The sequence below is a fragment of the Pseudoalteromonas sp. J2K-J599 genome (genome assembly GCF_059295115.2).
Map to the genome: position 1 here is coordinate 2075803 of NZ_CM200271.1, position 24132 is coordinate 2099934.

Consider the following 24132-nt stretch of genomic DNA (forward strand, 5'->3'; position numbering starts at 1 on the left):
ATTAAATTGCTTACTGAACTACATCAGCAATTGTTTTAATAATCAGTTTAGGATTTAAATTACGATCCCATAGTAATGGGTAGTTTGTTCTGTTTGGGATTGGGTAGTCGTTTTTCCACGACATACCATCGTGTAATCCCCAAAAGGTTACGCGGTCTATTTTGTCGCGTTTTGCATAGAACAGTTCAAATAAGGCTTTATAACGGGCGTTTAGTTGCGCTTCTACGTCGCTTGGCAAGCCATTTTTATAAGGGTCGAGGTAGGTTTCAAACTCTTCTAGCTGAAACTGCGGTTTCATCATATCGGTGCCGGTAATCTGCCCTTCTTTTGTTAAAGGCAGCACGTCTATATCAAGCTCAGTGATCATCACTTTTATACCCAGCGCGGCGTAGGCGTCAATGGCTTGTTCAATATATTGCATTTTAGGAAAATTAAGCCCCCAGTGCGCTTGTATGCCAATGCCATCGATTCGAATACCTTCTTTTTGCAGCATTTTGATCATACGTATAATGCCGTCTCTTTTTTCTGGTCGCCATGCATTAAAGTCGTTGTAGTAAAGCTCGGTATTAGGTGAATACTGCTGGGCGTATTTAAACGCAGCTTTTACCATCGTATCACCATCACCCACGCGGTTAACCCACACAGTTGGGCGATAAGATCCGTCATCAGCAATTACTTCGTTAACTACATCCCACGCATCTACTTTGTTTTTATAGCGCCCTGCTACCAGCTCTATGTGTTTGCGCATTTGCTCAAGCTGCTGTGCTGGGGTATTTGGCTCATTTTTGCTATTTGTAAAAAACCAGTCGGGCGTTTGGTTATGCCACACTAAGGTGTGGGCTACGGTAAACATATTATTTTGCTTGGCAAAATCTATAAACGCATCTGCACCACTAAAATCGACCTTACCTTGCTGTGGGTAAATTACTTCTGCTTTCATGGCGTTTTCTAGGGTGACTGTATTAAATTGCTTAGCAATAATTGACTGCGCGGCTGCGTTTTTGCCTGTCACTATATCTTGATTTACAGCAACCCCCATTTTAAATGAGTCTGCAAAGGTATTTTTAAGGCCTTGGTCTTGTGCAGCGTTTACGCTTAATGATCCTGCAAGTAAAAGCAGGCTGAGTGTGTGTTTTTTATGCATGTGTGTGCTCCGTTGAATCGTTATTATTTTCGATAAATATCATACAACGAAAAAAATAAATGATATAGTCAAAATGACCATTAATTATAAGTTAAACAAACCTGAGTAAACGTCTATGCTAAAAACACACAAAAAAACGCTAAGCTTAGTTGTATTAATGCTCTGTCTTAATAAAGCAGCGCTGGCACAACAACCTGAAAATACACCTTTGTTAAACACTGTAAACAGCCAAAGCAATGAGCAGTCGCCATTAATAAAGGGCGTAAAACCCACACTTGTTAGTGACAATTTATTATTTTTAGAAGGCCCAACGTGGTCAAGCCATGACAATGCGTTTTATTTTTCAGAAATGAACTTTGCTAGCTCGCAAGCACTTGGCCCTGATTCGACCATTTATAAATTAGTGCTGCCCAATACCCTCACCACTTATTTAAAACACAGTGGTACAAACGGCTTGTATGCCAAAGGAGAGAGCCTCTATACGCTTAACCATAGTACGCAATCGCTTTCTAAAATTAATATAAAAAGTAAGACCAATACCGTAATAGTCAATAAGTTTGATGGGTTAAGCTTTAGCTCACCAAACGATATGACTATGCACAGAAATGGCGATATTTACTTTACCGATCCTAATTGGCAACTCGGCGAACGCAGTCAACAAATGCCTTATACCGGTGTGTATAAATTAAGTAATACGGGCGTACTTAGTTTAATTGACGCTACGCTTGAAAAGCCCAACGGTGTTGCGCTCTCGCCCGATCAACGTACCCTTTATATTGGCGACTTTAGTAACCGCGTCAGCAAATACACTATTGATGAAAACGGTAATATTTCACCGCGCGAAGACTTTATTAAAGTAACCTCGCCCGATGGTATAAAAGTAGATTCAGCTGGCAATATTTACGTAAGCAGCCACAAAAAAGGCGTTATTAATATTTACACGCCAAGTGGCGCATATATCGATAAAATTGAACTGGGCCCTAATGTAACCAACCTTGCCTTTGGTGGTAAAAATCGCAAAACATTATTAATAACCACCGCAAAGGGCTTGTTTACGCTTGATGTAAAAGTTGCGGGTTTGGCTAATTAGCTAAATTAGTTAAGCAACGTATTAAAGAGAAAGTTAAGCACATTAGTTAAGCAAAAAACCGGTGTAACTTGGTTACACCGGTTTTTTATTATTTAAGTTTTTGCTGCCTAAGCTTTTGCTGCTTAGGTTTTTGCTACTTAGGCACCGGTATTTTAATTAAACGTGTTGTTATAAAACTTAAAATTGCCCGATACATGCAGCATAGCTAACATATATAACGAACCATTATAGTAACGGTAGCTACCTGTTGGTTGCGATAAAGACCAAAATTCGTTAAAAAACTCATTTGCTTGCCCAGAGTTTGTTGAAGCCAGTAATGCTACTGCATTCGCGGCTTTTTGACCTTCGCCTGCACAGCCTTTGTTTTGCGCTCCACCGTACGAATACACTTGCTCGTAACAGTTATTACTGTTGTTAGTTTTTGCATAACTTAAAAAGCCCAGTGCTTTATTTACTGCGCTTTTATGCCACGCTTGAGCACCCATTAAATGCGCGTCTAAACCCACATTCATAATTACGCGCCATGCATCAAATTCATACCATTGACCTGGGTTTGCTTGGTCGTTAAAAATGTAGCCAATAACAGGGCTGCCATCTAAGCGCGATAAAAATGTAGGTAAGTTCCAATGCGGGCTACCACTTACTTTTGTAAAATGGTTTTTAAGTAAGGTTCTACTTTTTGTGGCTACTTGTCGCCAGTAATTTTTGTCTGCTTGGTTAGTTACGTTATTTGCAAAATAGTCATAAAACGCAGGTATGTGATAAGAAGGGTCTGTTAGGTTATCAATGTAAGGCGAAAAGCGGATTATTTGGTTTTCCATCAGCTTATTTTTAATTGTGTTTAACATGGTAATGGCATCGTTGTAGTAGTTAAACTCACCCGAATTCCCCCAACGAGCAGAGGCATTAAGTAGTGCAAACGCAAAGTATTCTTCGCCATCGGGAGCGGGGCCCTCATCTACTTTATAAACAAAGCCGTTTTGATTAAGCTTTAGTTTCCACGCGTAAACGCCTTGTTTTTTTACATCAGGGTGATTGTCTGGATTTTTTTGATACGCTTTTGCAAAGCGCCATAGGTTATCAAATTCTTCTTGTTTATTAAGCATGACAGCGGCGGTCATTCCCCACGATTGCCCTTCTGTTCTTATATCGTCGCCTTCGTCTGGGTTAATTGCTTTTATGTAGTGTGCTTTATAAACACCGTTTTCGGTGTACGGGTAGTAAAGTTGTTGTGTGTTGTTATAGCCAAACATATTGTCAAAAGTACTATTCACCTTTTGCTGTATATTTGTTTTACCCATTTCTTGTGCGAGGTTACGGTATGTCCCTGAACTGTAGGCGCCTACACTCGATGGGTTATTATTAAATGCAGCAAGTGATTGATAGCTTATTAGCGTTAACAATAAAGTTGTTATTTTAAAAAATACTTTCATGTTTATCCTCTTTATTTGAATTATATCAGCGTGCAAATTAAACATAGTCTTTTTGACCATTTGATCAAGGAATTCTCAAAATCATTTGTTTGTTTTATAAACTAAGTGAAATGTGTGAGGTGTTTAAGAAGTGTTTAAGAAGTGTTTAAGAAGTGTTTAAGAAGTGTTTAAAAAATATAAAAGACCGCTTAAAAAAGCAGCCTGAATCGACATGAATTGTGCTAAAAAGCGTATTTATTAGTTATTTATTAACTGCTACTTTTTTTAACCCTTTACCCGTTGCAGCCCAATAAATTCCGCCATAAATATGCTCTGTTAAAAACTCACTTTTATACACCGCATTAGTATGCCCAAGGGCTGTATAAAACGAGCGTCCGCCATCGTAATTGTGATACCACGAAATAGGATGAAACGCCCCCATACCTGAGCCTGTTTTGTTATTACCCCAATCGGCATTTGGGTCGTAACTTTGCTCATCAACTGTGAGTAAGTAGTTTAACTTAGTTAGCTCGGGCCCAAACTCGTACCACTCGTCGGTCCAAAGCATTTCCTGCGGCATATGGTTTAAGCCAATAAAGCGAGTATTAGGTACTTTACTTAGTACGCCAGTTTGAATAACAGGATGAATGTTAAAGGTGCGCCCCACCAGCTTTTGGTACCAAGGCCAGTCGTATTCGGTATCTGATGCGCTATGAATGCCAACAAAGCCTTTACCTGCTTTTACAAATCGCTCAAGCGCGGCTTGCTCTTTTGGGTTTAAAATATCGCCCGTGGTTGATAAAAATACCACTACATCAACATTTTTTAAGTAATCGTCGTTAAAATAATGGCTTTCTTCGTGCCAAATTAAGTTAAAAAAGTGCTTATCGGCTAAGCCTTCTAGCGCTTTAACGCCTTCGGTTTGCGACTTATGGTGCCACCCTGCGGTTTTTGTAAATAGCAGCACATTAAATTGCTTTTTAGGGAGGGTATCAAACCCTGTAGCATTACTTTTTTGCACTGTTGCCATACTCAGCGCCAATACAACAAAGCTTAATAGCCAACCCTTATATGCGAATCTAGATAAAGAAAAAGACATAGTATTCCTATTTAAAATGAACAAACATATTAGCCGTTAGCCGCCCTGTTTGTGGACACGACGAAATATCGGTAGACGTGTTAAGTAAAATGGTGTGCAGCAAATACCCAGGAAACACAATAAGCCTATTTGGCTTATATTCTATGTGCTTGTAGCACTCAAACTCACTGTGCTGCGTGGTGCAGTAACTAGGCTTTGTATTTGCTAATTCAAGGTACTTCTGAGCATATGTTAAATAAGTATTTTTGCGCTTTGTGCTGATTGTTTCAAACCCTGTTTTTTTATGCCTAAAAAACCCAGTGCCGCCGTGTTCGCCTTCGCCAAGGTAATGAATAATGGCAATTAAGTTAGGATCGTTGGTATCAAAGTGTGGCAAGGTTTGTATTGGTGATAGCTGCTGCTGTGTTTTAGTAATTAACGATAAGGTATTATCTTTTGGGTATGGGGTAAGTGTTTGCCCAATATTAAATACGTTATAAAGCCCCTGTATAAGCGGCTTTAGGTAATCAACCACATATTGCTTTGGTAGCGGCATGCGTAAACCTGGGTATTGAGTGAGTTCGTCGGGTTTAAACTCTCCCTGATTTTGCGCATGATTTTCATCACTTAGGGCAGCACTTTCATCAGCACTTTGCGCTAAGTTTATAAGTTTTTGCGGCTCACTCAGGTAGTTGTCAATTATAATAATTGGCGTTTGCTCTTGCCCTATAAACTCATATTGCGGCTGTAAGTTATTGCCAAGTGTTAGCATAATACTTACTTAGCCTTGCAATAATGATTAATAAAATCGATGTGGCTCGGTAAACTATTTGCTTTTTTAGCCACATGGTTTTTTATTGAATCTAAAAAGCGCTTTAACTCATCATTGCTCATGCTATCAACAATTGGGTGATAATTTTGCGGCATTAGCCCTTGCCCTAACATCACTTGTAACCACGAGGCTTCGCCAAATAACTCTTGCTCTGCTTTATATACGTGCCCGCTTTGCTTAAATAGCTCAAGTCGTTTGGCAAGCGACTCTGGAATTGGCATATTTTTACAGTAGAGCCAAAAGTCGCTATCGGTGCGCTGCGTCACATGGTAATGCAGAACAATAAAGTCGCGAATGTTTTCGGCTTCAAAACGCATTTTGTTATTAAAGTCATCTTGATAGCACGACTCGATTGCTTTGGTTGGCATGTTTTGCATTAATCTTATAATGCTTTGCTGAATTAAATGAATACTGGTTGATTCAAGCGGCTCAATAAAACCACTTGCCAAGCCAATCGCTACGCAGTTTTTGTTCCAATGTTTACGCCGTGTACCGGTGCGGTATTTAATAACGCGCGGCTCATTAATCGGTTTGCCTTCTACGTTATTGAGTAGCGCTGTTTTGGCTTCATCATCGCTCATGTATTTACTACAAAACACTAAACCATTACCACGGCGGCTTTGCAGCGGTATTTGCCACTGCCAACCACATTTATGTGCCATTGCACGCGTATATGGCACTATTGGGCTTACTAATTCGGTTTGTACTGCTACTGCGCTGTCGCACGGGAGCCAATGGCTCCAATCTTCGTATCCGGTGTGTAGCGCTTGCTCTATTAATAAACCTTTAAAGCCGGTACAATCTATAAATAAATCGCCCTCAATAATTTGCCCGTCACCTAAAGTAAGCGATTTTATAAAGCCATTAGTGGGCTCTAAGTTAACTTTGCTTATCATGCCTTCTATACGTTTAGCGCCGTTTTGCTGTGCAAAATTTCGTAAAAATTTAGCGTACAAACCGGCATCTAACTGATAAGCATGGTTACGGTCTTGATTCGGTATTACGGCAAATTTACCCAAGCGACTTGCTACGTGCTCTGTGCAATAGTCGCCAATATCGGCTGCAACACCTTGTTGCATGCCTTTTAGCCAAAAGTGCTGAAAACCTGCAGCCCAACAGCCTTGCCCCACATAACCAAATGAGTGAAAGTAGCTTTGCTGGTTTTGTTTCCAGCCCTCAAACGATATGCCTAATTTAAACGTGGCATTAGTGGCTGCCATAAATTCTGATTCGCTGATTTTTAGTAAATCATGAAATATATGCAGCGTAGGAATAGTTGACTCTCCGACCCCTACGGTAGGTATTAAATCAGATTCAACCAAGCATATTTCAATATTTTTACCTAGTAGCTTTGCCATTGCAGCGCTGCACATCCAACCAGCGGTGCCGCCACCTGCTATTACTATTTTTTTAATTGCATTTTGATTCATAATTCAAACCTTACAAGTCGCCTAGCGTCTTAATTTATTTTGTAATTGGGCTCTTAATTTACGCGCTGTAAGCTCATCCATTGGCTTTGCTAAAATAGCCTGTGCGGGCTCTGGTATATGTGTAAATTCGTTATCAGTAAATACATAGTAATTAAACAAACGTTGCCATGCTGCGCGCTCATGCTTTGGTAAATTACGTATGTTTAAAATAGCAAGGTGCAACGCATTAGTAGGCTGCCCATACACCGCAGGCGTATTTTTAAACCAATAATTAAACAGTATATTTAAACTGCCAAGCCCCTCTACTTGGTGCCACCACATGCTGGGTAATATAAGGGCATCGCCTGCTTCAAGATCAACGGTAATTGCCGCTTTTATTGCCTGCTCAAACTTAGGGTATTGCGTGAAGTTAGGTGCAGTTGTAGTGGTTAAGCTTATTGGCTGACCACCGGGTGCTTTATCAAGCGGGCCTATATATAAATTATCTATTTGATCGGGGGCAAATAAAGTAAAACGCCTTTTACCTGCAACGCAACATGCTAAATTTTGCGCTACGTCGTAATGTGCTGGTACGGTAACCTTTCCGCCTGCCCATACATTAAATAAACAGCCTTCGCTTAATGCGTTAACGAGGCAGTGTTTAACCAAACCAGGTAAGCACTGTGCAATACTAGTAGAGCCAATGTATAAGGTGTCGGCTTGTGGGTTATTAGCACTTTGCGTTATTTGTTCAAGCGTATTGATAAATGCCGCTTGCTGATTAGTAAAGTTAAAACCGCTCATATCGCTGTTATACCCTACAACCCCATTTTGACTGGCGGGTATTGTGCAAGTGTTAACTAAAAAACCTTCGTAAAACGGCGTTAAATAATCAATCGCTGCAGCATCAGATTTTTTAGCGGCAATAACTAGAGGCCAATCGCTCACAAACCCTTTTAGAACAATAGGCACAGGCGAGTTTAAAAGCTCCTTGGGTAACGTGCTGGGAGTTAAGCCACTCAGGGTTTGAATATTATTTGCTAAATTTTCCATAGCTAAGTACTTACACAGCGTGCTTTTGTAGCATAAGTTGCTCGTTTTTAAGCGCCACTAAATCACGCACATGTACTTGCGATGCAATGATCATGTATATACACGCTAAATACCCTTGTGAATGCAGCTCTGCAATTGCATCGCTACTTAGCTGGTTAAGTGAGTCTTCGTTGATGGTATAAAAACCAAGTAAGTTGTGTTTAAGCCCGTTTACTAAATCAAGCTCTAGCGATACTGATTCAAGCAAACCATGTTTAATCAAAGTTTTAATAAATGGCTGATTTTCTTGCAAACCATGATGCAAGTTGTCGAGCACGTTTATTATGTTTTCGAGGTAATCGCTATTCCCGCCGTGTTCTAAAAATAAGTTAATACCCTGCTTTGTTGACACTTTTGGCGAGTCTAAATCAATGCTAAGCATACGCTCTTGCGTTGCCACACCGTTTTGCATTGTATTTTGAGTCGCTATAGCAAAAGGCAGTCGCTGCATACTCAGTGGAATATAGTGTGCTTGCCATTGCTGGTTTACTAAAAATAAGTTTTCGTCTTTATTTGTGCCGTACAAACACACCGGCGAAAATGTATTTGTTGTATCGTCTTTGGTAAAAAATATTGGGTAATGTGCTTGAGCGACTCTAAATTCGCTCACAAATGTTTCGCTGTACCAAACCCCGTCACCTAGGTGTGTGCTGCGTGCAGGGTTTATTTTTAAATGCTGATGTTCAACATTATTTAATAATGCATGATTGGCCATGGATTGTGTGCTCCAATTGTTGTTGTGTGCCTTTACCTATTGCTACACATCAAATGTAACCAATAAGTTAAATTCATATTGACTATAACAGCTGGGTGTTATTATTACTAGGTTAATTTAGGCAAATAAAAAGCCGCAAAATGCGGCTTTTATAAGGTTGCTACAAGGGTAATTTATTAAAAATTATAACGAACACCTAAACCGTAACGAGAGCCTGTTTGAGTGATGTTATAAATCAACTGTTGCTTACGCCCGTACGATGTTACGTACTCGTCGGTAATGTTTATACCTTCAATAAATACAGTAAGTCCCTCTACTGCGGGTACTTCGTAACTTACGTTAAAGTCTATTTGGTAATACTCATCGGTGTAAATTGGTGCGGTTAAATCGCCATTTACACGACGTTCATTTAAAAACGAGTCGCGCCAGTTATACGCAATACGTGCTTGTAAGCCTTCTTTATCGTAAAAGAACACCACGTTTGCTGTATCACTTAACCCTACGAGTGCTTCTGTATCCTCTAGCGAATCGTTGTCGTATTCAAGACCCGAGTCAACCATGGTGTAGTTAAAAATACCACCAAAGCCTGACTCACCAAATAAATGCTGAATATTAAATTCAAAGCCATCAATGGTGTATTCTTGGTCGCCATTTACAGGCACGTTTATTCTAAAGTTAATTGGATCATCTGAGTCTGGGTCACCAACAATTGTGCCGCCGTCTAACTCGCCATCTTCATCAAATTTAGGTTGTACATTTGGATCATCAGCAAAGTTTTCAAATATATAGGTTCTGATATCTTCGTTAGATGCATTAGCGCCAAGTGCCGCTGTAGCAGCTCTAAACTTTTCACCATTTAATGGATCAGCTAAGTTAAATATATTTGAGTCGATAGTACCTGTAGTAATCCAATTTGTTACGTCTTTTTTAAAGTAACCAAACGAAATATAGCTACCTTCGCCGTAATACCATTCACTTGATAAGTCATAGTTAATTGATTCAAGCGGTTTAAGTCCTGGGTTACCAGAGCCACCCGAATAACCACTTAAGCTACCGCCGGTATTAATAGTTGTACCGCCTTGCAGTTGACCATAACCCGCTCTTGAAATAGTTTTGCTCGCTGCTGCGCGAATCATTACATCTTCAACAACTTCAATATTAAAGTTAATATTTGGCAGGAACTGGCTGTAATCTGCAGATTGGCTTAGCGTTTCAATACCAGTAACACCGGTTACTGATGTAGCTGTATCTTCGTTCCACTCTACGCGGCTGTAACCGGGTGCGGTTGCTTTAGAAAATACGTCTGTTTTTTCGTAGCGTAAGCCAATTTGCAGGTCGAAGAACATGCCACTCAATTCACCTTTATAATTTACTTGTGCAAAAGCAGACTGCGTTTTTTCTTCAGTAAAGCGGTTTGTTGCTGCATCCCAGTCGGTTGAGGCACAAAATTGTCCTTCGCCGTTTGGTCCTGCTGCTGCGCCGTCGGCTGCTTTACAATCACCATAAAGGTTATCTACGTTAGCAATAGGATCTGCGTACTCTGCTGCATTTACAATCGCATCAAAGTCGGCAAAAAAGATTGTATTAAATAAATCGTATTCGCCTTGTGTTGCAGTGCCTTCAAAGTTACCCGCTTTAGCTTGAAACTTATCTAAAATAGTATCTTGGCGCCAATCAATATCAGCAAAGTCACCTTCAACACCAACTCCACCCCAATCTGGGCGCTGTACTTGCGTATGACGGTAATGGTTATTTACTTTATTAACCGCAATACCAAAATCAATACTTAGGTTGTCGTTAATGTAGTAGTCGCCCGAAATTTGCGTTTGATCGATTTCTGAATCGTATTTATCGTTTGCAAACCAACTACCCGATAAACGCATGGTGCTCGGGTTAAAGTTTTCAATATTACCAATTGCAATACCTGGTAAGTCGCCTGTTAAATCAAGCCCTGAGCGCGAACGTGTGTACGACGGTAACTGAATATTGTTACGTGTACCGTGGCGTGGATCAGTTGCTTTCATTGATGCTTTTGAACTGTGGTGATCAAACTCTAGGTTAAGCTGATCAGACACCGCCCATTCTAGATTAAAGCCTAATGAATCTGTTTTTTCTTCGCGACCCCAAGAACCCACCGTAAGCGACGTATCGCGGTAATCGGCATCACTTTGAATGTCATAAATTTCTGAGTAAATGAGTGGGTACGCGTTAGGCTCGCCCGCCCAAACAGATTCACTTCTGTCGCCAGCGTAGTTAAACCAAACTGACGCATCAGTGTGCTGCTCTTCAACGGTTGTTTTAAAGCCCGTGTAATCAAGGGTTGCTGTAATATTTTCAACAGGTTGATATTGAAATACCAACTGGCCATTTACACGTTCACGTTGGCGTTCTTCAAACACATAACGTGGTTGTTGCGGGTTTGAATAAATACCTGATGTAGGTCTGTTTGCTCCGCCTTCTGCGCCTGCTGGTACACCGCCCCATCCTGTATTTGTGTAATCAGATGCTCTGTAGCCTTGATCTTGAATAAACTGTTGCATACCGCTTTCACGGTCTTGGTAGCTACCTGAAATAGATATACCAAATTTATCGTCACCAAATGTTTGCGAATATAAACCACTTACCTCTGGTGTAATACTGCCCTCTTCGGTTGATTGATCGTCTACAGCTTTTACGCCAAACGATGCTTTTATACCTGGGCTATTTAAAGGCCTGTTTGTTGTTAAGTTTATAGTTGCGCCAATGCCACCTGAGGTAACACTTGCGTCTGATGTTTTATAAACTTGCACGCCCGATACGCTTTCAGATGCCACATTTGCAAAATCAAATGTACGGTCACCTGTTGTATTTGGAAGTTGGCGGCCATTAATAGTAATTAAGTTATTAGCAGGTCCAAATCCACGAACTGTTACGCGGCTACCTTCACCGCCCGCTCTATCAATTGATACGCCGGTAATACGTTGTAGCGATTCAGCAAGATTAGTATCAGGAAATTTCCCCATATCCTCAGCCGAAATTGCATCGACAATACCAGAAGAATCGCGTTTAACATCCATAGAGCGCTGCAATGAACCTCTAATGCCTGTTACTTGTATTATTTCTACATCTTCATCGGCAACGGTTTCTGCAGCGTAGCTTTGGTGAGTAAGCGTAACGGTACCCATTGCAGCGAGTATGGCTGTTGAAATTATCTTTTTCTTAAACATCATGATGCCTTTTTCTTATTTAATTATTATTGACGTACTGCAAGACTTTAAGAATTACTCGAAACATAATTGTAAACTATTTGTTTCATTTTACGGTCAATAAATAATTATTGTGTGTGTATGTTTTAAACGTTTTACAAAGACCACAACCAGTTTTAAACATGTACTACTTAACTAAAAACCGTTAAGCAACAGGATGTTTATGCTAATTCTTTGTGCTAATTTTTTGCTTTAAAATATTTTCATTTTGTCATATGTCCTCAGCTTCCTCTTATTTAGACCATTAACAAAATAAATTAATGGTCATATTGACTATATCTTTTTTGTGCAAATAAAAGCTTAAGCTTTGCTTACGCAGATAATTTGCATTGTTTGTAACTATTTATATTAAGCGTGTTCATATGGGCTTATTGTTTGGATTTTTCCGTTTGAGTCGTGCTCAAGCTTAGCCATTTTCATACTGCGTAAATGGGTTTGTCCGCCCGACAACGTACTGTCGTGATAAAATAAAAACCAACCATCATTGTGCTTAACAATTGAGTGATGTGTGGTCCAACCAAGTACTGGGTTTAAAATAACGCCCTGATAAGTAAATGGTCCGTAAGGGTTATCGCCCGTAGCGTATACAATTTTGTGTGTATCGCCCGTTGAATACGAAAAGTAATAAACACCGTTGTGTTTGTGTACCCAAGGGCCTTCAAAAAAGCGGCGGTTGTTATCGCATACTGTAATTGGTGAGCCGCTTTCATCTAGTACAACAACCTCTTTTACGTCTTCGCTTAGGCTGATCATATCTTGCGATAATTTTGCAACGCGCGCAGGAATTGCAGGTTCACCATTTTTGGGATACGTGCTTTGTTCATTAAATTCGCTAGTTTGCCAATTTTGTAATTGGCCGCCCCACAAACCGCCAAAATATAAATAATGGCTTGAGTCGTCATCTTCAAATACAGCAGGGTCAATACTAAATGTCCCTTGAATGTAATCGTCTTCGGCTTTAAATGGACCTATTGGACTGTCACTTTTTGCAACGCCAATTCTAAAAATACCTTGCTGATCACGCGCCGGAAAATAAAGGTAGTACTGATCAAGCTTATGCGCTGCATCGGGTGCCCACATTTGCTTGCTTGCCCATTTTACGTCGTCTACACAAAGTGCTACGCCATGGTCTATGGCTTTGCCTGAGCTTTCGTCAAGCGAAAACACATGGTAGTCGCGCATTGCAAAGTGGTCGCCGTTATCATTAATTTCATTTTTTGATTCAATGTCGTGCGATGGATAAATATACACTTTGCCATTAAACACATGCGCAGACGGATCGGCGGTATACATGTGATCAACTAACACATTGTGATTTTGTTTTAACGAGTTGGCTCGTTGTAGGTCTTTTAACTGTTTAAGTTCAGCGTCACTTAATCCATTAGATGGGGGTGCTGCTTGCGCTGTATTTTGCATTTTTACTCCTAGTATTGCCTGCCCACTTTGCACTTTTAAAAGGTGCAAAATGGACTGCTAAATTAGTTTATGGTTTTGTTATCAGCCAGCTGCGTTTGAATGCGCTTTACCTCAGGCTCGGTAAGTTTGTAACGTGTTATAAAAATTAAACATGCCACGGTACAAATTACTGGAATGCCAGCAAAGGCGAGTAAAATGCCTGATAACGTGTGTTCTGATTGTTCTTGATTAGGCACGTATGCATAGCCAGATAATATCCAGCCTGCAATAGCACCGCCAATTGCAAAGCCTAGTTTTATTGCCAATAAATGACCCGAAAACGTAACGGCGGTTAATCTGCGACCAATTTTTAATGCCCCGTAGTCAACCGTATCTGCCACCATCGAAAACATAATTGGGGTAATTATCATGTGGGCAAAGTTAGCAATAAAGTAGACGATAAAAATGGTAACTATTGCGTCGCTCTCGAGTACGTAAAACATGCTGTGAGAAATAATTACGACAACTAAAGCGACTATAAATAGTGTTTTCTTTTCAATAAATTTGGTTAAAAAGTTAGTAGACACAGCGCCTAGTACTGAGCCAATTGCTGAGAGTGTTAAAAAGTTAGAAGTAAGTGAGGCTTCTCCTACGTAGTACTTAATATAATGCGGTGCTACAGAGGCTCTAACGCCAATTAAGATTAATGTTGCTAGGCTTATAACGGCTATAACAACCCATTGATCGTTTTTAAATAAGCTTAAAAACTCAAGAAAGGCATTCTTTTTAGTTTGCGCGGGTTTAACTTGTTTGGTTTCTTTAGTCATTTTAAAACATAGTAAAAAACAAGCCGCAGCAAGTCCGCCTAAAAACACCATTGCTAGCGGGTAACCTACTACATCGTCGCCGTCGCCAAAAAAAGCAACCAGCTTTGGCAGTGCCCATACAATTACAAGCAGAGCTGACATTGCCATTGCAAATCGGTATGACTGAAGCGATGCACGCTCTTTTGGATCGTTTGTCATTACTGCGCCAAGTGCGCCATAAGGTATATTAATAGCGGTATAACACGTCATTAATAGCCCGTAAGTAAAGTAGGCATATATAAGCTTGCCCGTAGAATCAAAATCTGGGGTTATAAATGCTAAGCAAGCAAACACACCGTAAGGCACGGCTAAAAATAATATATATGGGCGGTAAGAGCCCCAACGGCTGCGCGTTCTATCGGCAATGCTGCCCATTATAGGGTCGGTAATACCATCAAATAAACGAACCGCTAATAATAAGGTACCCGCAGCGGCTGCAGATAAACCGTAAACATCGGTATAAAATATCAACATAAAGTTAGCGACCATTTGAAATACAATATTACTGGCTGTATCACCAAGGCCGTACCCTATTTTTTCTTTAATTGTGAGTGTGTGTTTTGTGTTGTTCATGTGTGCTCAATTTTCAATGCAAATCGATATAGTCAAAAATACTATATGCATTTTTAGCGCATGTAAACATTTATGTTACATTTTTAATCAGCCAGTAATTTATTTAATACACGGCGCTAATTAAGCGCTAAATTTACTAACATACAAAGGTATTATTCGTTCAATAAAAAACCTATACCAAACCAAAGCCGAATATCGGCGTTAACGCGTAAAAACAGGTACAGTGTATAAAGTGATTAATTAAATAGATGTGATTGTTTTAAATAGGAATTATAAAAGCTTTTTATTTGCGCTTTACCCACCTTTTATATACCCTTAATAGTCTTTATAACAATATCTTCGTATAGCTTTGGCTGAGTAATTTATGCACTATAAAACATCAAACATTTCTAACAACATCGACGAAGAATCGATTCCTGATGACTGCATTAGTAATCTAACCGTAGATAATATTGTATTTGCTATTCATGAAGGTAAGTTAAAGGTGTTGCTGGTTAAATATAATCGAGGCCTTGCAACAAGCCAATGGGGTTTAATTGGTCATTGGGTTCGTAAAGATGAAAACTTAGACCTTGCAGCTTTACGTGTTGTTAAAAGTACGACCGGTGTTGAAAACCTTTATTTAGATCAGTTAGGCGCGTTTGGTAACGTTGACCGCTACCCTGCTAGACGTATTATAACCATTGTTTACTATTCGCTCGTACGCTTTGAAGAAACCAATCTTGTGAGCGGCGACAATGCTTTAGAATGTGAATGGTTTGATGTAAATAACGTTCCCCCTTTAATATTTGACCACGCCGACATTTTAAAAAGTGGCTTAGATTACTTACGCTATAAAGTAAGGCACGAGCCGATTGGTTTTAGCCTGCTCCCTGAAAAGTTTACATTGCTTGAGCTACAAGGAATTTACGAGTCAATTTTAAATAAATCACTCGATAAACCTAACTTTAGACGTAAGTTCCAAAAAATGAACTTGCTAATAAACTGCAAAGAAAAACAAACCAACGTAGCTCACCGAGCTGCTACTTTGTACCGTTTTGATATAAACGTATACGAAAAATTAAGAGAGTTTGGTTTTACATTTGAGTTTTGAATACTGTAGTGGCATAGTTAATTTGGCCACCCATTAAGAAAGAAATGTTATGCTAATAAGCATACAAATTTGGGTGAAAAAATGACGAAATTAAAACGGGCAACGTATTCTACTGCAATCAAATTAGAAACAGCTCAGCTTGTAGTTGATCAAGGCTACACGCAAGAAGATGCAGCTAAAGCTATGGGGGTTGGTAAATCAACTGTAAGTAAGTGGGTAACTCAATTAAAGCAAGAACGGAATGGCCAGTCCCCATTGGCTTCACCAATGACGCCTGAACAAATTGAAATCCGCGAACTTAAAGAGCAAATCCAACGCATTGAATTAGAAAAGGATATATTAAAAAAGGCTACCGCTCTCTTGATGTCCGACTCCCTGAGCAATTCTCGTTAATTGAGAAATTAAATCAACGAGAGCGTTACCCAGTCAGCGTGTTGTGTAGCGTATTCAAAGTGCATCGCAGCAGCTATAAATATTGGGCCATACGGGATACAACATCGACACCAGAGCAAGTAAGGTTAGAAGCGGAAGTTAAAGTTATACATGCAATGAGTGGCGGTTCGGCTGGGGCACGGACAATCGCAGCAATTGCAACGAATAACGGTTTTGAATTAAGCCGTTATCGCGCCACTAAGCTGATGGTTAAACTAAAACTAGAGAGCTGCCAAGTACCACAACATCAATATAAACGCGGTGGTAATGAGCACCTTGAAATCCCGAATTTTCTAGATAGGCAGTTTGATGTTGTTGAGCCGGATACGGTGTGGTGCGGTGATGTGACGTATATTTAGACAGGTAATCGCTGGGCTTATTTAGCGGTCGTTGTTGATTTATTTGCACGCAAAGTCGTTGGTTGGGCAATGTCATTGTCGCCAGATACTAACTTAAGGCTAAAAGCGCTTGAACTCGCGTATGAAAGCAGAGGAAAACCGATAGGACTGATGTTTCACTCAGACCAAGGAAGCCACTATACAAGCTTGAAGTATCGCCAACGTTTATGGCGCTATAAAATCACACAAAGCATGAGTCGGCGCGGAAATTGTTGGGATAATGCGCCAATGGAACGATTTTTTAGAAGCTTTAAAACGGAGTGGATGACAAAAGTTGGATATGAAAACTTTGAAGAAGCTAAATATAGTGTGAGTGATTATATCAACGGATATTACAACAATGTTAGACCACATTATTATAATGCAGGTTTAGCACCAAATGAATCTGAGGTTAGATACCAAGATTCTAAAACTGTGGCCAAAATTAGTTGACCACTACATACCAACATTTAAGTAAAATAAATAAAAGTACATCTGAAGGAAAAAGCACTACCTACTCTTGACCACCCGGTCCAAGGGGCAGTAACTCGAATCCACTCAGCCGTACCAATTAAACTATACATTTCAAACGGTTAAAAACCTAAATAATCTATCTATATAATTTTTACGCTGAATTTAAATTCTAAGTTTTTATTATTTTGTATTCAAAATTTAGAACTGACTAAAGCCAAATCCAAAAAACCGTCCTAAATATTATGCTTTTCATCGAGTTGTTCCTAAAACAATATCTGAACGCCTAAAGCTATTTTCAGTTAAAATAGACCACTTCTTAGCAAGTGTATAACTTTACAGTAGTTTAGATTGAGCAACAAAAAATTTAAACAATTACCTTTCAACAGTTCGAGGAAGAATCCCTATGTGGTATTACTTACCTTAAACTCATTTACTTGCTTAATGTTTTTATTTAGTTTTAACAATACCTCAATAAGTGTATCAAGCTCTTTTTGTGAAACCCCTTGTAATAACAATCTTTCTCGCTCTAAAGCTACATAGAGAATTTTATCATGTAACTTTTCACCTTTTTCCGTCAGCTTTGCTAATGATGAACGACCATCTTTAGCATTTTTTATAAAGCTAATATGGCCTAACGTTTGTAATTGTTTTAAAGCTCGACTAACAGCTGCTTTATCTAGGCCAATCACCTGACAAATACGATTTGCAGAAATGTTAGTTTCTACTTTCAGCATCGCTAATACACGCCACTCAATAACGCCTACATTAAAGTTTTTTCGATAGCATACAGATGCACCACTTGAGAGTTTATTAGAAAGAAAATTTACAAGCGCAGGTATATAACGTTCAAGATCTAGCTGCTTAGCACTAGGTTCTTTGGGTTTAGAAGGCATTGGTTTTTCCAATTTTTAGGTATAAATAAATTTTACTAGGTAAATCTTGAGATTAAAACTATTTATGATCATTGCTTATTACGATCTAAGTGTTTTACATTCATAACGTTAACACTAAGTTAATCTCTACACCCAAATTATAGTTGACACCTCAACCATAATTCAACATTATAAACATAAAGTAACAAACATTAGGAACTTTATGTTTTCAGTAAACGTACGCAGTAAAAAGGTTGAAACACCTAATATTGTCAGTTTTGAGCTAGTACCTATAAATGGGCAAGCTTTACCTAAATTTGATGCGGGTAGCCACATTGATGTGGTGCTTAATGATAAAATAACTCGTCAGTACTCACTTATCAGCCATCCTCAATCCGATGAGTTTTATAAAATAGCGGTATTAAAAGATGCCAATTCACGAGGAGGCTCAATTGCACTTCACTCTGATGTGCAAGTCGGTGATACATTATCAATTTCTGATCCTCGCAACCTCTTTGCACTCAATTCAACTCATAATAAAGCACTATTATTCGCAGGCGGTATAGGCATTACTCCGATAATCTCAATGGCAAGAGAGCTTGATATTAACGGCGTTGATTTTGAGCTTCATTATCATGCTAAATCCCCCGTAGAGGCTGCTTTTTATCAAGAATTGCTAGAGTGTTCATTTTCTGAAAAGGTATTTTTTCACTTTTCAACCCAACCAAAAAAAGATGCCAAAGAACTTATTGGTGAATTTAAAACGAATACGCATTTATACACTTGTGGCCCAGCAGCTTATATGGAATATATTTTTGACAGTGCTAAATCAAATACCTGGAAAGGCGAGTACTTACACAAAGAAAATTTTAAAGCTGAACCTAAAGCAGAAGGTTCTGAAGATATTCCGTTTAAGCTCATTTTGAGCCGTTCAGGCTTAGAAATTGATGTTTCTGCAGATCAAACCGCATTAGAAGCAATGGAAGATGCGGGTATTGAGTTAGACGTATCATGCGAAATGGGAATTTGCGGTACATGCGTTACCTCTGTGACATGCGGTATACCCGACCACAGAGATGAATTTTTTACTGCTGATGAAAAGGCAAAAAACGATAGGTTCACCCCCTGTTGTTCAAGAGCGTTAAGCGACTCTCTAACGCTAGATTTATAGAGAAAATTTTAACACTAGACTTTACACGAGACACTTATGACCACACATACACAAACTAATTCGGACGCTAAAACACCCTTTCCTCTTAATATGTGGTATTTAGCAGCACTAAGCAAAGAGTTAACAGATAAACCACTAGCGCGCACTTTATTAAACACCCCTATCGTTTTGTTTAGAGATGCACAAGGCCATGCTAGCGCACTTGAAGATCGTTGTTGCCATCGCCAACTGCCTTTATCGATGGGAACACTTGAAAAAGAAGGATTAAGATGCGGTTATCATGGTCTATTATTTAATGGCCAAGGCCAATGTCTTGAAGTACCAGGGCAAAAAAAAGTTCCAAGAAAAGCAAAAGTAATGCCTTTTACACTTAAAGAGCAAGATGATTTAATTTGGATTTGGTTTGGTTCAGAGCAAGGCTCAACCCCTGTTCAAGACCCACCTCGCTATCTTTATCATTCTGACGAAAAATATGTTTACGATGGTGATGTATATCACTACCAAGCACCATTTCAACTCATACATGACAACTTACTCGATCTTAGCCACCTAGGTTACGTGCACCTTAAAACTATTGGTGGTGACGCTAAAACGCATATGCATGCACAAATGGATGTAGAAGCTATAGGTGATAAAGTGACCGTAAAACGTTACATGCCAAATTCAACCCCGCCACCAACATATACAGCTGCTTACCCATTTAAAGATAAAATAGATCGCTGGCAAGAAATTGAATTCTATCCATCACATTTAAGGATATGGACTGGCGGTATTGACGCAAACAGTGAATCGGTAACTAACCCTAACCGTGGCGGCTTTCATATGCGTGGCTTACATTGCATAACTCCAGAGACAGAAGAAACATGTCATTATTTTTGGACTATATCAACAAACCCAACAACTGATATTGAAAACGTAAAACAAAAAGTAGTAGAGCAAACTCGTTACACGTTCAATGAAGACAAAGTGGTTATTGAAGCGCAACACAAATCAATGAAGCACTTTAAAGGGCAACCTATGATTGATATCCATGTTGATACCGGTGCAAATCACGCTAGGCGAATAATTAAGCGCTTATGTGAAGCTTAAAGGCTTGTTTTATTTATATTAAAAAATACGGTATTACTTTTTCAATGGCCTACAAAGTAATACCTCATCATATTGGACCAAAAATACGCTAATTAAAAATTACGTAGATACTTAGTAGACCAGCTTGCTACCTCTGTTGCTATTGGCAATAATAAACACATTAAAAAACCCATGTTCTCAAACACCACCTTTTATTATTTTTATAGTCTATGCGTTTAAGGATCATATTTGTTTAAACTCCCTATTACTACCATCGCGCTTATAATTGTATGCAGCGGATCTATTATCGGACCTCTCGGCATGGCCGGCGTCAACATAGCTATTCCAAATCTTGCAGAGGATTTACAAGCAAGCGCTAAAATGATTGGTTGGATGCCGACCCTTTACTTACTTAGTAGCGTGATATTTATGCTGCCTTGCGGGAAAATAGCCGATAACTATGGTCGAAAACGAGTATATGCATTTGGTTTAGGCCTAAATGCACTAGCATCACTGATGTGTGCTATTGCGCCATCAATTGAATGGGTACTTTTTTGGCGTTTTGTACAAGGCGCTGCAGGTGCCATAATTTTTGGTATTGGTGTTGCAATTATTACTTCTATTACGCCAAATAATAAAAGGGGTATGGCACTGGGCACCTCTGCAGCGTGTGTGTATATAGGCTTAAGTGCAGCCCCTGCAATAGGCGGTTGGCTCACCGAAATATGGGGATGGCGGTCTGTATTTTACTCTCAGATTCCGCTTGTACTTCTGCTACTACTTGCTATTAAACTTTTTTTACATGGTGAGTGGAAAAACGATAAAAAATCCTCGTTTGACTGGTGGGGTACTGCGCTTTTCTCACTCTTTGCAATATGTTTAGTATTAGGACTCAGTGATTTACCCACTATGACTGGATGGGGTTTAACATTACTTTCGGTAATAAGCTTAGGATTATTTATTATTCACCAAAGTAAAAGCAGGCGACCACTAATCAGAGTACAAATGTTCTTAGAAAGCAAAGTATTTAGCTTATCGCTGTCTACATCGTTTTTAATGTACGCCAGTAATTTTTCATTGGCTTTTTTGTTAAGCTTATATCTGCAATATATTAAAGGGTTAAGTCCTTCTCATGCTGGCCAAATCGTGTTACTGCAAGCGGTTTCTATGGCCATTATGGCACCATTGTCTGGTAAACTTTCAGATAAATTACAGCCACGCATAATAGCTACATTTGGCTGTATAATTGTTATGGTCAGCTTTTTTTTACTATCACTGTTATCTATGGACTCAAGTATCACATACATAAGTGGCTCACTGTTATTGTTAGGTATTGGCTTTGGCTTATTCTCAACGCCTAACAATAATGCAATTATGGGTGCTGTAGATAAGAATGAGTTAGGCGTAGCCTCCTCTTCCATGAATTTATCACGAACAATTGGTAATTTATTTGGAATGAGCTTGGTAAATTTAATTGTGCATTATTACTTAGGGGACAGCACTTTTTCAGCGCAACATAGTCATGCTTTAATGAGTACAATTTCACTCGCGTTTAACGTGTCTTTAGGCTTTGTAATTCTAGCAAGCTGTATCTCGGCATTTCGTGGGAAAGCCTAAATTATGCGTTGCTGATACGGGTTACACGTATAAAAGTAATTATAAATCGTTTTATACGTGTAAGTGTATTTATAAATCGAGTGTTATGGACCCTGTTTTTGCTCTTGAACAACACGGCATAATCAACTTGCCTTGTGCTTTTTCTTTGTCTGTTAAAAAAACATCGCGATGTTCCGGATTGCCTTCCACTACACCAGTTTGGCAAGTGCCACAAACTCCTGATTCACATGCAACTGGTATAAATATCCCATTAACTTCTAGCACTTGAGAGATAGACTGCCCTTCGCCTACAGTAAACTGTTTACCTGAGCTAGCAATTTTTATAGTGAATGACGTGTCTTCTGAAATATTTTCAGCAACCACTGGTGCGGCGAAGTACTCTCGATGCAATCTCTCCTCAGACCAACCTAGCAAACGAGCTTGATTTAATACATATGTTATAAACTCAGCAGGGCCACATATATACAAGTCAGTATCATGAATATGCTCACCTAGCACCTGTTCTACATCCATACGACCCGATTGCAATTCTTGGCTAAAATGAAATGCTACTTTATCGCTAAACGACCCTAATTTTAATGCTTCAACAAATGCTGCAGTTTCAGAAGATTTAGCGCAATAGTGAAATGCGAAAGGTGTGCCTAAACTATGTAATGTTTGAGCCATCGTTAATAATGGCGTAACCCCTATTCCACCCGCAATCAATAGTGTATTTTTCTTTGGCTTCAGCAATGGAAAGTGATTTTTAGGTTTACTTACTTCGACTCTATCGCCTATTTGTAGGTTATGTACCTCTACTGATCCACCACGAGATTGAGGATCTTTTAATACTGCAATTTCGTAGTAACGTGGGTCGCACTGTAACCGACATAGAGAATATTGACGAAGCAAACCATTTGGTAGCTTTATATCAATATGTGCACCTGCCTCAAATGGTGGCAAATCCTCATTGTCAGCGCGTCCAAGTACGAGCCTAACAACCGCCTTTGCTTCAACGACCACATTTTTAACAATAACTGAAATCATCCTAATTCCCTTTGTTAAAATGTTACTGATTGGAGCGGTAGCTCATCTGTAGATATATTTTTCGCATTTATTTCTTTATCAATTAAACGCTCAATAATACGTCGCGACTGAACACCACCGGCATCTATATCAAGCTTTAAAAGATCAAATTGCGGGAAATTCTTCAGATTTTGCTGCTGGCGCTCTAATACCTCTAAATCTTCTTGGAAAATACTGCCTTGCCCTTCTCTAATTTTATTAGTTAATGTAGCGTCTCGGGCATTAAAGTTACGTGCCATCCCCCAAAAGTACCACATCGTATTTTCAGTCTCAGGAGTAATAAAATCAACCACTGTACTGCTCGCTTTTTTATTTTTTGGTGCATCAAAACCACCATAACCAGCATGTGCTACACCCACATCAATCATTACATGTGATGGCGGCATAAAGCGACAAATTTGCCAACGGTCTACTAGTGTATCCGATGCAAGCCCATTTCCCTCCAGAGCAGTTCGCCAAAATGGCGGTGCCATAATATTCTCCATATAACGGCGACAAAAAACTTTATCGCCTTCTACTTTAGTTTGCACCGGAGACTCATCAATTTCTTTTTGACCTATACTACTAGCATGAACGTAGGTTTCGTGAGTTAAGTCCATTAGATTATCGATCATTAAACGATAGTCGCATTTTATATGATACACCCCGCCCCCATAGGCCCAAGCATCATCTTCAGCCCAAGGTAAATATGGGATAAGATCTGTATTTGCAGCTTCTTTATCACCAGGCCAAACCCAGATAAAACCAAAGCGCTCCTCAACTGCAAATGACTTCATACACGGAAATTTTTGCACTCGTTGCAGCGGCATTTCTTTTGTTTTACCGTCTTCACCCATTTTTAGACCATGATAGCCGCATACAAGCAAGCCGTCCTCAACATATCCTAAAGATAAAGCTGCGCCACGGTGTGGACAAAAATCTAGCACCGCAGCTACTTTTCCATCCGCCTGACGATAAAAAGCAATACTTTGATCACACACTTTTCGGCCGAGTGGTTTATTGTGATTGATTTCATCACTCATTGCCGCCACATACCATGTATTTTTAATAAAGGTCTGCTTAGCCATACCTTGATCTCCTGTTGTGTTTTTGTTGTCATTGGATCCAATATA

Annotated in this window: 18 protein-coding genes and 1 pseudogene; 6 read left to right on the forward strand and 13 right to left on the reverse strand. The window is 39.4% G+C overall.

What is annotated here, in order from left to right:
* Positions 1-10 precede the first annotated feature (10 nt).
* Entirely contained in the window at positions 11-1144 is a 1134-nt protein-coding gene (locus AC5NT5_RS09395) for an endo-1,4-beta-xylanase (RefSeq protein WP_494512959.1), read from the reverse strand.
* A 115-nt stretch (positions 1145-1259) separates the two neighbouring features.
* On the opposite strand from AC5NT5_RS09395, the gene AC5NT5_RS09400 reads away from it, so the two are divergent.
* Positions 1260-2234: an SMP-30/gluconolactonase/LRE family protein gene (locus AC5NT5_RS09400; protein WP_494512958.1), complete on the forward strand. Its 975-nt coding sequence runs from the start codon at positions 1260-1262 to the stop codon at positions 2232-2234.
* A gap of 152 nt (positions 2235-2386) precedes the next feature.
* Here the strand turns inward: AC5NT5_RS09400 and AC5NT5_RS09405 are convergent, their stop codons facing one another.
* The 9 genes from AC5NT5_RS09405 to AC5NT5_RS09445 all read right to left on the reverse strand — a co-directional run bounded on the left by AC5NT5_RS09405 (position 2387) and on the right by AC5NT5_RS09445 (position 14851).
* Positions 2387-3667: a family 8 glycosyl hydrolase gene (locus AC5NT5_RS09405; RefSeq protein WP_494512957.1), complete on the reverse strand. Its 1281-nt coding sequence runs from the start codon at positions 3665-3667 to the stop codon at positions 2387-2389.
* 241 nt (positions 3668-3908) lie between these two features.
* Positions 3909-4745 (reverse strand): ThuA domain-containing protein, encoded by an 837-nt coding sequence (locus tag AC5NT5_RS09410; RefSeq protein ID WP_494512956.1) that lies wholly within the window; start codon positions 4743-4745, stop codon positions 3909-3911.
* 7 nt (positions 4746-4752) lie between these two features.
* Entirely contained in the window at positions 4753-5496 is a 744-nt protein-coding gene (locus AC5NT5_RS09415) for a DUF6445 family protein (protein ID WP_494512955.1), read from the reverse strand.
* Positions 5497-5501: 5 nt separating this feature from the next.
* Positions 5502-6986 carry a tryptophan halogenase family protein gene (locus tag AC5NT5_RS09420; RefSeq protein WP_494512954.1) on the reverse strand — a complete coding sequence of 495 codons (1485 nt, stop codon included), beginning with the start codon at positions 6984-6986 and terminating at the stop codon, positions 5502-5504.
* Between the two features lie 21 nt (positions 6987-7007).
* Entirely contained in the window at positions 7008-8018 is a 1011-nt protein-coding gene (locus AC5NT5_RS09425) for a cupin-like domain-containing protein (RefSeq protein ID WP_494512953.1), read from the reverse strand.
* Between the two features lie 10 nt (positions 8019-8028).
* Positions 8029-8772, reverse strand: a complete 744-nt coding sequence (locus AC5NT5_RS09430; protein ID WP_494512952.1) for a SapC family protein — start codon at positions 8770-8772, stop codon at positions 8029-8031.
* Positions 8773-8948: 176 nt separating this feature from the next.
* On the reverse strand, positions 8949-11936 hold the full coding sequence (locus AC5NT5_RS09435) for a TonB-dependent receptor (protein WP_494513226.1): 2988 nt from the start codon (positions 11934-11936) through the stop codon (positions 8949-8951).
* A gap of 429 nt (positions 11937-12365) precedes the next feature.
* The gene (locus tag AC5NT5_RS09440; protein ID WP_494512951.1) at positions 12366-13433 is read right to left on the reverse strand and encodes a glycoside hydrolase family 43 protein; all 1068 of its coding nucleotides are present in this window, start codon (positions 13431-13433) and stop codon (positions 12366-12368) included.
* A gap of 62 nt (positions 13434-13495) precedes the next feature.
* The gene (locus AC5NT5_RS09445; protein WP_494512950.1) at positions 13496-14851 is read right to left on the reverse strand and encodes an MFS transporter; all 1356 of its coding nucleotides are present in this window, start codon (positions 14849-14851) and stop codon (positions 13496-13498) included.
* A 364-nt stretch (positions 14852-15215) separates the two neighbouring features.
* On the opposite strand from AC5NT5_RS09445, the gene AC5NT5_RS09450 reads away from it, so the two are divergent.
* Positions 15216-15944, forward strand: a complete 729-nt coding sequence (locus AC5NT5_RS09450) for an NUDIX hydrolase (RefSeq protein WP_182672192.1) — start codon at positions 15216-15218, stop codon at positions 15942-15944.
* Between the two features lie 81 nt (positions 15945-16025).
* Positions 16026-17206 (forward strand): annotated as a pseudogene (locus tag AC5NT5_RS09455) (IS3 family transposase).
* A gap of 422 nt (positions 17207-17628) precedes the next feature.
* On the opposite strand, the gene AC5NT5_RS09460 reads toward AC5NT5_RS09455, so the two are convergent.
* Positions 17629-18120, reverse strand: a complete 492-nt coding sequence (locus AC5NT5_RS09460) for a MarR family winged helix-turn-helix transcriptional regulator (RefSeq protein WP_182681183.1) — start codon at positions 18118-18120, stop codon at positions 17629-17631.
* A 202-nt stretch (positions 18121-18322) separates the two neighbouring features.
* Here AC5NT5_RS09460 and AC5NT5_RS09465 point away from each other — a divergent pair, with 202 nt between their 5' ends.
* The 3 genes from AC5NT5_RS09465 to AC5NT5_RS09475 all read left to right on the forward strand — a co-directional run bounded on the left by AC5NT5_RS09465 (position 18323) and on the right by AC5NT5_RS09475 (position 21955).
* A complete protein-coding gene (locus tag AC5NT5_RS09465; protein WP_494512949.1) occupies positions 18323-19270 on the forward strand; it encodes a PDR/VanB family oxidoreductase in 948 nt (315 codons plus the stop codon).
* Positions 19271-19306: 36 nt separating this feature from the next.
* Entirely contained in the window at positions 19307-20359 is a 1053-nt protein-coding gene (locus AC5NT5_RS09470; protein ID WP_182753508.1) for a Rieske 2Fe-2S domain-containing protein, read from the forward strand.
* 243 nt (positions 20360-20602) lie between these two features.
* Positions 20603-21955 (forward strand): MFS transporter, encoded by a 1353-nt coding sequence (locus tag AC5NT5_RS09475; protein ID WP_494513225.1) that lies wholly within the window; start codon positions 20603-20605, stop codon positions 21953-21955.
* Between the two features lie 69 nt (positions 21956-22024).
* Here AC5NT5_RS09475 and AC5NT5_RS09480 read toward each other — a convergent pair whose 3' ends face one another.
* Together AC5NT5_RS09480 and AC5NT5_RS09485 are read right to left on the reverse strand one after the other, a co-directional pair.
* Positions 22025-22981, reverse strand: a complete 957-nt coding sequence (locus tag AC5NT5_RS09480; RefSeq protein WP_182681179.1) for a PDR/VanB family oxidoreductase — start codon at positions 22979-22981, stop codon at positions 22025-22027.
* Between the two features lie 14 nt (positions 22982-22995).
* Positions 22996-24087 (reverse strand): aromatic ring-hydroxylating dioxygenase subunit alpha, encoded by a 1092-nt coding sequence (locus AC5NT5_RS09485; protein WP_182681435.1) that lies wholly within the window; start codon positions 24085-24087, stop codon positions 22996-22998.
* Positions 24088-24132 lie beyond the last annotated feature (45 nt).

Excerpts from the sequence above, each read along its gene's own strand:
- AC5NT5_RS09395 (WP_494512959.1), bottom strand. The coding sequence starts at position 1,144 with ATGCATAAAAAACACACACTCAGCCTGCTTTTACTTGCAGGATCATTA.
- AC5NT5_RS09400 (WP_494512958.1), top strand. The coding sequence starts at position 1,260 with ATGCTAAAAACACACAAAAAAACGCTAAGCTTAGTTGTATTAATGCTC.
- AC5NT5_RS09405 (WP_494512957.1), bottom strand. The coding sequence starts at position 3,667 with ATGAAAGTATTTTTTAAAATAACAACTTTATTGTTAACGCTAATAAGC.
- AC5NT5_RS09410 (WP_494512956.1), bottom strand. The coding sequence starts at position 4,745 with ATGTCTTTTTCTTTATCTAGATTCGCATATAAGGGTTGGCTATTAAGC.
- AC5NT5_RS09415 (WP_494512955.1), bottom strand. The coding sequence starts at position 5,496 with ATGCTAACACTTGGCAATAACTTACAGCCGCAATATGAGTTTATAGGG.
- AC5NT5_RS09420 (WP_494512954.1), bottom strand. The coding sequence starts at position 6,986 with ATGAATCAAAATGCAATTAAAAAAATAGTAATAGCAGGTGGCGGCACC.
- AC5NT5_RS09425 (WP_494512953.1), bottom strand. The coding sequence starts at position 8,018 with ATGGAAAATTTAGCAAATAATATTCAAACCCTGAGTGGCTTAACTCCC.
- AC5NT5_RS09430 (WP_494512952.1), bottom strand. The coding sequence starts at position 8,772 with ATGGCCAATCATGCATTATTAAATAATGTTGAACATCAGCATTTAAAA.
- AC5NT5_RS09435 (WP_494513226.1), bottom strand. The coding sequence starts at position 11,936 with ATGGGTACCGTTACGCTTACTCACCAAAGCTACGCTGCAGAAACCGTT.
- AC5NT5_RS09440 (WP_494512951.1), bottom strand. The coding sequence starts at position 13,433 with ATGCAAAATACAGCGCAAGCAGCACCCCCATCTAATGGATTAAGTGAC.
- AC5NT5_RS09445 (WP_494512950.1), bottom strand. The coding sequence starts at position 14,851 with ATGAACAACACAAAACACACACTCACAATTAAAGAAAAAATAGGGTAC.
- AC5NT5_RS09450 (WP_182672192.1), top strand. The coding sequence starts at position 15,216 with ATGCACTATAAAACATCAAACATTTCTAACAACATCGACGAAGAATCG.
- AC5NT5_RS09460 (WP_182681183.1), bottom strand. The coding sequence starts at position 18,120 with ATGCCTTCTAAACCCAAAGAACCTAGTGCTAAGCAGCTAGATCTTGAA.
- AC5NT5_RS09465 (WP_494512949.1), top strand. The coding sequence starts at position 18,323 with ATGTTTTCAGTAAACGTACGCAGTAAAAAGGTTGAAACACCTAATATT.
- AC5NT5_RS09470 (WP_182753508.1), top strand. The coding sequence starts at position 19,307 with ATGACCACACATACACAAACTAATTCGGACGCTAAAACACCCTTTCCT.
- AC5NT5_RS09480 (WP_182681179.1), bottom strand. The coding sequence starts at position 22,981 with ATGATTTCAGTTATTGTTAAAAATGTGGTCGTTGAAGCAAAGGCGGTT.
- AC5NT5_RS09485 (WP_182681435.1), bottom strand. The coding sequence starts at position 24,087 with ATGGCTAAGCAGACCTTTATTAAAAATACATGGTATGTGGCGGCAATG.